The organism is Streptococcus porcorum (assembly GCF_053203725.1).
This window is the reverse complement of record NZ_JBRUDG010000011.1, coordinates 50,082-58,712: the sequence shown is the minus strand read 5'-3', so window position 1 is coordinate 58,712 and position 8,631 is coordinate 50,082. Positions and strand designations below refer to the sequence as shown.

Here is an 8,631-nt window from a genome sequence, read left to right as displayed (position 1 = left end):
CCATATGAACCCTTTCTAATGTGAGTTTCGTCGCTTTTCATTATAGGTCATATGGGACCTTTTTCTATATTCAAAAAGGCTCCATAATTTCCACGGTGTTCTTACCCACTACAGAAATTATAGAGCCTTAAAAAGAGAGAAAAAGCAGTTGATACTGCTTTTTCTCTCTTTTTAATCAGATTCTTTATCAGGATGTTCACACTATATTCAACTTATTATTGTATTTTTGTTACTCTAGTATTTTTGATGTTTTGTCTACGAGTTTATTTTTAAACACAAAGATGATATAATGCCAATGATACATTGTAAAGAGTAGGAAGTACATTATTGATGACGAAAATTGACAAAAAGCAGTTATTAAATTACTCAATCTTAATTCCTTATTTAATCCTATCTATTTTAGGATTGATAGTAGTATATTCGACAACTAGCGTAACTATGGTGCAATACGGATTGAATCCTTTTCGTTCGGTTATTAACCAAGGTGTATTTTGGATTATAAGTTTAATTGGTATTGCTTTTATTTATCGCTTAAAATTGAATTTTTTAAGGAAACCAACGGTTGTGTCAATGGTTATCTTAGTCGAAATTCTTTTGTTGATAATTGCCCGTGTATTTGGCGAGGAAGTTAATGGTGCTCGTGGTTGGATTATGCTTGGTCCGTTGTCATTTCAGCCAGCAGAATACCTAAAAATTATTATAGTTTGGTTTTTAGCTTTTACTTTTTCAAGACGTCAACAGTCCATCGCTCAAAAAGACTACCAAGCTTTGACTAAAGGAACATTTTTACCAAGAACTTTTAGAGATTGGCGAACCTATACCGCTATTTTGATAGGGCTAGTGGCTATGCAGCCAGACTTGGGAAATGCTTCCATTATTGTATTGACAGCTATTGTTTTGTTCTCTGTTTCAGGAATTGGCTATAGGTGGTTTGTTTCTCTAATCCTTACGATTGTGATTAGCTCCACACTGTTATTGGGAAGTATTTCAGTTATAGGGGTAGATAAAGTGGCTAAAGTACCAGTTTTTGGCTATGTTGCAAAGCGGTTTAAAGCTTTTTATAATCCGTTTGAAGACTTAACGGACTCAGGACACCAGTTAGCCAATTCTTATTATGCCATGAGTAATGGTGGTTGGTTTGGTCGCGGTTTGGGAAACTCTATTGAAAAAAATGGTTACCTTCCAGAAGCTCAGACGGATTTTGTGTTCTCAATTGTTATTGAAGAGCTTGGTCTGATTGGTGCTAGTTTAATATTAGCTCTAGTGTTCTTCCTTATCTTACGTATTTTTTTAGTTGGTATTAAAGCTAGAAATCCCTTCAACTCAATGGTAGCACTTGGTTTGGGTGCTATGATGTTAATGCAGGTTTTTGTAAATATCGGTGGGATTTCAGGCTTAATTCCATCAACAGGGGTAACTTTTCCTTTCTTATCGCAAGGAGGAAATAGCTTATTGGTATTATCGATTGCTGTAGGTATTGTTTTGAATATAGATGCTACCGAAAAAAGAGAGAAACTGACGCAAGAAATTGAAGAAGAATTATATGAAGTATTCTAAAAAAGATTGGATTGACCAATCTTTTTTATTTATTTGATATTTATTGATGGATGATTGATTGATAAATAACTAATCTATAGAAAGAGTAGGGATATTAAATCAATCCAGTCCTGAACGGCTAAAAAGAAGTTAGTACAGCGAGATTAAAAGAAAAATTCTGAGCTTGCTATAGAGAGTTACTTTTATTAAAGTAGTTTATTTGATATAGGAGAGAAGAAATCGGTAAAAAAAAAGTAAAACACTTGCATTTTTATCATAATTTGATAAAATAATAAGGTAAAGTTAGACTGTATTGCCTACTGTCTATCTATAAAATATATTTTATTGGAGGCTTTTACTCAAATGGCAAAAGAAAAATATGACCGTAGTAAACCGCACGTTAACATTGGTACAATCGGACACGTTGACCACGGTAAAACTACCCTAACTGCAGCTATCACAACTGTACTTGCACGTCGTCTTCCATCAGCTGTTAACCAGCCAAAAGACTACGCGTCAATCGATGCTGCTCCAGAAGAACGCGAACGCGGTATCACAATCAACACTGCACACGTTGAGTACGAAACTGAAAAACGCCACTACGCTCACATCGACGCTCCAGGACACGCGGACTACGTTAAAAACATGATCACTGGTGCCGCTCAAATGGACGGTGCTATCCTTGTAGTAGCTTCAACTGACGGACCAATGCCACAAACTCGTGAGCACATCCTTCTTTCACGTCAGGTTGGTGTTAAACACCTTATCGTCTTCATGAACAAAATCGACCTTGTTGATGATGAAGAATTGCTTGAATTGGTTGAAATGGAAATCCGTGACCTTCTTTCAGAATACGATTTCCCAGGTGATGACCTTCCAGTTATCCAAGGTTCAGCTCTTAAAGCTCTTGAAGGTGACACTCAATTTGAAGATATCATCATGGAATTGATGAGCACTGTAGATGAGTACATCCCAGAACCAGAACGTGATACTGACAAACCACTTCTTCTTCCAGTCGAGGACGTATTCTCAATCACTGGTCGTGGTACAGTAGCATCAGGACGTATCGACCGTGGTACTGTTCGTGTTAACGATGAAATCGAAATCGTTGGTATCAAAGAAGAAACTTCAAAAGCAGTTGTTACTGGTGTTGAAATGTTCCGTAAACAACTTGACGAAGGTCTTGCTGGAGATAACGTTGGTGTTCTTCTTCGTGGTGTACAACGTGACGAAATCGAACGTGGACAAGTTATTGCTAAACCAGGTTCAATCAACCCACACACTAAATTCAAAGGTGAAGTTTACATCCTTACTAAAGAAGAAGGTGGACGTCATACTCCATTCTTCAACAACTACCGTCCACAGTTCTACTTCCGTACAACTGACGTAACTGGTTCTATCGAACTTCCTGCAGGTACTGAAATGGTTATGCCTGGTGATAACGTGACAATCGACGTTGAGTTGATCCACCCAATCGCCGTAGAACAAGGTACAACATTCTCAATCCGTGAGGGTGGACGTACTGTTGGTTCAGGTATCGTTTCAGAAATCGAAGCTTAATTTAAATTAAGTTCCCAAATTAACAATTAGAGTCAGACAACTTTAATTGAAGCTCCACTTAGGTGGAGCTTTTTTTGATAAAATCTGATAAATTCCTTTTGTTGCTTCTAAAAATATGATAAAATAGTAAGGTAAATAAAAAAAGAAGAGGTATGTGAAATGTCACGTAAACCAATTATTGCTGGTAACTGGAAAATGAACAAAAACCCTCAAGAAGCTCAAGCTTTTGTTGAGGCAATTGCAGGTAAATTACCTTCAGCTGATCTTGTAGAAGCAGCCATTGCAGCTCCTGCAGTTGATTTGAATGCACTTCTTTGGTTCGCTAAAGATTCAGAACTTAAAGTTGCAGCACAAAACTGCTACTTTGAAGATGCAGGTGCTTTTACTGGTGAAAACAGCCCTAAAGTATTGTCTGAAATGGGTGTTAACTATGTTGTTATTGGTCACTCAGAGCGTCGTGATTACTTCCACGAAACTGATGAAGACATCAATAAAAAAGCCCATGCTATCTTCCGTAATGGTATGACGCCAATCATTTGTTGTGGTGAGTCACTTGAAACTTACGAAGCTGGTAAAGCAGTTGAATTTGTGGGTGCTCAAGTTTCAGCAGCACTTAAAGATCTTTCGGCAGAACAAGTTGCTTCACTTGTGATTGCTTATGAGCCAATTTGGGCTATTGGTACTGGTAAGTCAGCGACTCAAGATGATGCACAAAAAATGTGTAAAGCAGTTCGTGATGTTGTTGCAGCTGATTTTGGACAAGATGTTGCTGATAAAGTACGTGTTCAATATGGTGGTTCTGTAAACCCATCAAACGTTGCAGAGTACATGGCATCTCCTGATGTGGATGGTGCACTTGTAGGTGGTGCTTCACTTGAAGCAGATAGCTTCCTAGCTCTTCTTGACTTTGTAAAATAAAATTTAAAAAGACTTGTGTTTTTCACAAGTCTTTTTAAATTTTATAAATATTTTTAGTTTCCTATTTTTTGGAAGATATAATGGATCTCAATTAGGGATGTTCTGTTAATTTCTACCGAGTAGTTTTTTGATGAATTGATAAGTCTTATGCTTGAGTGGATGTGGATGGTAAAGGAAATATCCTGGTTTATGTTCAATATATCCCTCAAAGTTTTGCTTAAACCTTAAAATACTATCAGTACCATCAAATACTCCTTTTATACCAAGAAAGTTGTAGCGTTTTAAACCACGTTTCATGGCTTCTAACATAGCATATTCTTGTAAGATAGCAGGAGCATAGAAACGGTTAAATTCAGAATAAGATCCACTGTAGAGGTAGAAGGCTTCTTTTTCTAAATAGAGGAAGAGACTAGCACATAAAGGGGTGTCGTTTTGTCCATATTGGTTGATTAATTCTTGGGCCTCTTTTTTACGGACATCAAATGTCTCGAATTGACTAGATAACTCTCGGTACTGATTCTGTTTTTTCTCAGAATTTGGGTTTTTCTCAAGGTCATTTGCTAGTCGATCAATTTTTTCTTTTAATTTAGCTTGATCGGTATTAAGGTTATCCAAGTAGTCTTGGAAATTTAATGTCGCGATGACAAATTCTGCCTTATCGCCAAAGCTATCAAAAAGATACTCATAGTATTCCAATGGTTTATCATCAAAGTCACGACGATCAGAGGTGGCAGAGGTGATTTCCTTGAAAATTGCTAAATCTGATCTCTCTAATTTTTTGATTTTTATTCCAAAGGTTTTAGCTTTTTTAACGAGCGGTCGTCCCTTTTTACTGAAAGATTTAAAGAGTGTCTCAGGTGTTAGCTGACTAAGATCTTTAACATAATTCCAATCTCCTGTATGATAGCCAACTTCTAAGCCAGAGTGTTGAAACCCTAAATGTTGCATGTGGTCAATCAGGGCCTGATTTTCCTCTGATAAGGCTGAGCCATTACTGTCTAAGATTTGATAATTATCGTAAGGTTTAACCTTTAACTCAATAGCACCTTCTTGTTTTGAGAAATTTTGGAGGCCCTTATAAAAATCTTCCAAGTAGGTTGGATCGGTAACAATAGGACCGTTATTGATTTCCATAGCTAGTCCACCAGCGATAGGAGTGCTGAATACTAGAGCAGAAACCTTAATGTCGTTATCTTTTACATAGCCGACCATTTGGATACGATAACCTCTTTTTTTCAATAGAAGAGCCATCTGAGGAGATTGCTCAAATGCTTGGGCGTCTGCTGCTAAAATATGGTTATGAAATTGTTGAGGGGTAATAATTTGGAATGCCATAAGACTCCTTTATGAACGATGAAGTAATGATTTTAGTATTTGAATAACTTTGTATAAAATAGGTTTTGGATAGTAACGGAAGGTTCCCATTTTTCTAACAATATAGCCATTGAAGTTTTGCTTAAATCGTAAAACACCATCAGAACCGTCAAATTCTCCCATTATCCCTAAGAAGTTATAAAAAGTGATGCCACGCTTAATGGCTTCTTGCATGACATACTCTTGTAAAAGGGCAGGAGCATAGAATTTATTAAATTCTGGATAAGATCCGCTGAAAAGGTAAACTGCTTCTTGAGGAGTATAAAGAAAGAGGCTTCCTGCTAAGATCTTATCTTCATTTCCATATTTCTGAATGAATTCTTTTGCTTCTTGTTTCCGAGTTTCGAAGGTTTCATGTTGCTGAGAAAACTCTCGGATTTGGTTTTGGAGTTTTTGGGACTGAGGTTGAGCTTCTAAGCGTTCTGTTAATTGATTTATTTTATTTGAAAGTTTTTCTTGATCCTCCTCGAGGTGTTGGTAATAATCTTGAAAATTTAAGACTGCCACCATAAATTCAGCTTTATCACCAAAACTATCATAAAAATCTTGATAATAGTCTAAACTTTTATCGCTATATTCTCTGCGTTCTGAGGTAGAGCTAGTAATTTCTTTAAATAAGTGAAGTTCGTCCCGATTTAGGCGTTTCAATTTTATCCCAAATGTTTGGGATTTTTTTACTAAGGGTCTGCCCTTTTTACTAAAGGACTTTAGAAGTGTTTGAGGATTAAGGTCAGTTAAATCTTTGACATAATGCCAATCAGGCTCCCCACCAGGATAACCTGTTTTTAAGCCATCGTGGAGATAGCCTAGGGAAGTTAAATCAGTAATCAATTCAGTGTGTTCTTTCGAGATTGGATTTCCATCAGTGTCAAAGGTTTGATAGGTTTGATAGGGTTTGACGACAAGTTCTATCACACCTTTTTGTTTAGCATAAATTTGTAATTCTCTATAAAAATCAGAAAGATAGGAGAGATCAGTAGCGACGGGGCCAGAATTTAATTCCATGTATAGCCCACCAGTCATTGGTTTTGTATAAACTAAACTAGAAATCACTATTTCCTTTTGGGAGTTTTTTAGACCAAGATAAGTAACAGTGTATCCACGTTTTTTTAACAATGTGGCCATTTCTTCTGATTGTAAAAAGGATTTTTTGTCAGCGAGTTGACAGTGGTTTAAAAACTCTTTCTTGCTAATAGTAGAAAAAATCATTAATTTTTACTCCTCAATTTTTTACGAATTTTATAAGCACTATTAGTGAGACGGTAGAAAATAGTGTTTACGGGGAGGTTAAATTCACCTGCAAATTCTTCAATAATAGGATTAAATTTAGATTTATAGTTGTAGAGTCCTCCGTCAAGGCCATTTTCTACTCCTCCCATATTTTGCCAGATGGCACCACGTTTAAAAGCATGTTTAGCCGTTTCATACCAAGTGATAATAGCAGGCTGATAACGACGGAACTCGTCATCCATACCTGCGTAGACGTTTTCAGAGGTTTGAGCGAACTCTAAGGTTAAAGTTCCAGCTAAGGCAACTTTTTTTGGACCATCTTTCAGTTTTTCTTCCAAAAATGCGAGTTCCTCTGTTATTCTATCTAACTCTTGTTGGTTATGAGTGATTTTACTTGCTTTGGTTTTTTCAGTAAATTTAGCAGCTTCATTCTCTAATTTAGTTTTTTGTTGAAGAAGAGAAGTTTGACGTTTTTCTAGGTCTAAGTGAGCTAGAGTGATATAAGAGTGTTCAGGGTAGGTTTCTAGTAATTTTTTGTAGTAGTTTTTTCCGCGAAGTGAGATGGATTTGCGGTCCTCTGTTTTTTTCATGAGATCTGAAAATTCATCTAAAAATTCGGTCTGTCCAAAACTAATTTCCACCCCTTTATTTAGAGAGGTTCGGATGGCTTGCTTAGTACTTTTGGAGAGTTGTTCATCTGAAAAATAATCTTGATAGATATTGGCTTGGAAACGAGGTTGAATATTTTCATCAAGATTTGTTGTTCGTCCAGTCCATTCACAACCTAAACTCTCTAAAGTAGTGATGATTTCAAGAGTTTCAGCATTGTCTGATTTTTCTTCTGTGATCAACCCTTTGGTTAAAAATAAGCTAGGATCAAATTTGATGAAAATAGCTCGTTTGGTTTTTCCAAACTCTTTAAGACTTTTTAGAACAAAAGCGACAAGTTTCTTATCTGTGTAATCCATAATGGGACCGCGAGGGATATATAAGAGGGTAAATCCAAGTGGCAGGGGCTGGATAAGGATAGAAGCCACAGCTTTTAGTATCTCATTTTCATAAAAGCCAATTCTTGCATTTCCCCAATTATCTTTTACCTTTGCCCAAGAGCTACTTTGTAAGAGATTAGCTTGTTTATGAGAGCTGACAAAGTCATCATGCTCTTTTTCAGTAATATTCACTTGATAGGTGTACATTATTTTAATACCCACTCTCTAATAGCATGTGCAACACCAGATTCATCGTTTGATTTGGTGATATGTTTGGCGATTTTTTTCAGTTCAGGATTCCCATTTTCCATAACGACTGGATGGCCAACAACTTCTAGCATGGCACGGTCATTTTCCTCATCTCCAATAGCCATGGTTTGCTCCATAGTAAGACCAAGTTTTTTAGCAAGATGAATAATTGCATTCCCCTTGCTGACATTTTTGTGAACCACTTCTAGGTAGAAGGGTTGTGATTTAACCAGGTTATACTTTTCATAAAATTCAGCTGGAATATTTTTGATAGCAGGGTCAAGAATCTCAGGTTCATCAATAAACATGATTTTGACAATTTCTTTATCTGCCATCTCTTCAGGCGTGCGGTAAAAAATTGGCATATTGACTAGCGTTGCTTCATGAACGGTGTATTTACCAATATTTCGGTTGGCGGTATAGATACCATCTTTGGTAATGGCGTGCATATGAAGACCAAGTTTTCGTGCTAGGTATTCAATTTCCAAATAGTCTTCATAAGTGAGCGTCTCTTTCACTAAATCTTCACCAGTCGCCGTATCTTGAACCAGTCCTCCGTTGAAAGTAATGACATAGTCACCTTCATCTTCGAGATTGAGTTGAGATAAGAGAGATTTAACTCCTGCAATGGGACGTCCTGTCGTAATAACAATTTTGACATCAGCTTGTTTTGCTTCTTGTACAGCTTGATAGACTTCTGGAGTGATTTCGCGTTTACTGTTAATGAGTGTACCGTCAATATCGACAGCAACAAGTTTGATGGACATAGGTTCTC

The 8,631-nt window shown here is 36.8% G+C and carries 7 protein-coding genes; 3 read left to right on the top strand and 4 right to left on the bottom strand.

Translation table 11 applies throughout. The features are described from left to right. The first annotated feature begins 330 nt into the window (after positions 1-330). The 3 genes from ftsW (at position 331) to tpiA (ending at position 4,014) form a co-directional block, all read left to right on the top strand. Entirely contained in the window at positions 331-1,557 is a 1,227-nt protein-coding gene (gene ftsW / locus ACVRWY_RS04510; RefSeq protein ID WP_354368273.1) for a cell division peptidoglycan polymerase FtsW, read from the top strand. A gap of 342 nt (positions 1,558-1,899) precedes the next feature. Then, positions 1,900-3,096, top strand: a complete 1,197-nt coding sequence (gene tuf / locus ACVRWY_RS04505; RefSeq protein ID WP_354368275.1) for an elongation factor Tu — start codon at positions 1,900-1,902, stop codon at positions 3,094-3,096. A gap of 159 nt (positions 3,097-3,255) precedes the next feature. Continuing rightward, positions 3,256-4,014 (top strand): triose-phosphate isomerase, encoded by a 759-nt coding sequence (tpiA, locus tag ACVRWY_RS04500; RefSeq protein ID WP_354368277.1) that lies wholly within the window; start codon positions 3,256-3,258, stop codon positions 4,012-4,014. A gap of 105 nt (positions 4,015-4,119) precedes the next feature. Here tpiA and ACVRWY_RS04495 read toward each other — a convergent pair whose 3' ends face one another. Genes ACVRWY_RS04495 through yidA form a run of 4 tightly spaced genes read right to left on the bottom strand, consistent with a single transcriptional unit; the run spans position 4,120 to position 8,623 of the window. After that, positions 4,120-5,349: an aminoacyltransferase gene (locus ACVRWY_RS04495; protein WP_354368279.1), complete on the bottom strand. Its 1,230-nt coding sequence runs from the start codon at positions 5,347-5,349 to the stop codon at positions 4,120-4,122. Between the two features lie 9 nt (positions 5,350-5,358). Next, the gene (locus ACVRWY_RS04490) at positions 5,359-6,597 is read right to left on the bottom strand and encodes an aminoacyltransferase (protein WP_354368280.1); all 1,239 of its coding nucleotides are present in this window, start codon (positions 6,595-6,597) and stop codon (positions 5,359-5,361) included. Beyond that, complete coding sequence (locus tag ACVRWY_RS04485) at positions 6,597-7,814, bottom strand: aminoacyltransferase (RefSeq protein ID WP_354368282.1); 1,218 nt, start codon at positions 7,812-7,814, stop codon at positions 6,597-6,599. The genes ACVRWY_RS04490 and ACVRWY_RS04485 overlap by 1 nt, the downstream gene beginning before the upstream one ends. Continuing rightward, positions 7,814-8,623 (bottom strand): sugar-phosphatase, encoded by an 810-nt coding sequence (gene yidA, locus ACVRWY_RS04480; protein WP_354368284.1) that lies wholly within the window; start codon positions 8,621-8,623, stop codon positions 7,814-7,816. Before yidA ends, ACVRWY_RS04485 begins: the two co-directional genes overlap by 1 nt. Between the last annotated feature and the right edge of the window lie 8 nt (positions 8,624-8,631).

Bases quoted from the DNA above. Each gene is read 5' to 3' on its own strand.
- ftsW (WP_354368273.1), top strand. From the start codon at position 331: ATGACGAAAATTGACAAAAAGCAGTTATTAAATTACTCAATCTTAATT.
- tuf (WP_354368275.1), top strand. From the start codon at position 1,900: ATGGCAAAAGAAAAATATGACCGTAGTAAACCGCACGTTAACATTGGT.
- tpiA (WP_354368277.1), top strand. From the start codon at position 3,256: ATGTCACGTAAACCAATTATTGCTGGTAACTGGAAAATGAACAAAAAC.
- ACVRWY_RS04495 (WP_354368279.1), bottom strand. From the start codon at position 5,349: ATGGCATTCCAAATTATTACCCCTCAACAATTTCATAACCATATTTTA.
- ACVRWY_RS04490 (WP_354368280.1), bottom strand. From the start codon at position 6,597: ATGATTTTTTCTACTATTAGCAAGAAAGAGTTTTTAAACCACTGTCAA.
- ACVRWY_RS04485 (WP_354368282.1), bottom strand. From the start codon at position 7,814: ATGTACACCTATCAAGTGAATATTACTGAAAAAGAGCATGATGACTTT.
- yidA (WP_354368284.1), bottom strand. From the start codon at position 8,623: ATGTCCATCAAACTTGTTGCTGTCGATATTGACGGTACACTCATTAAC.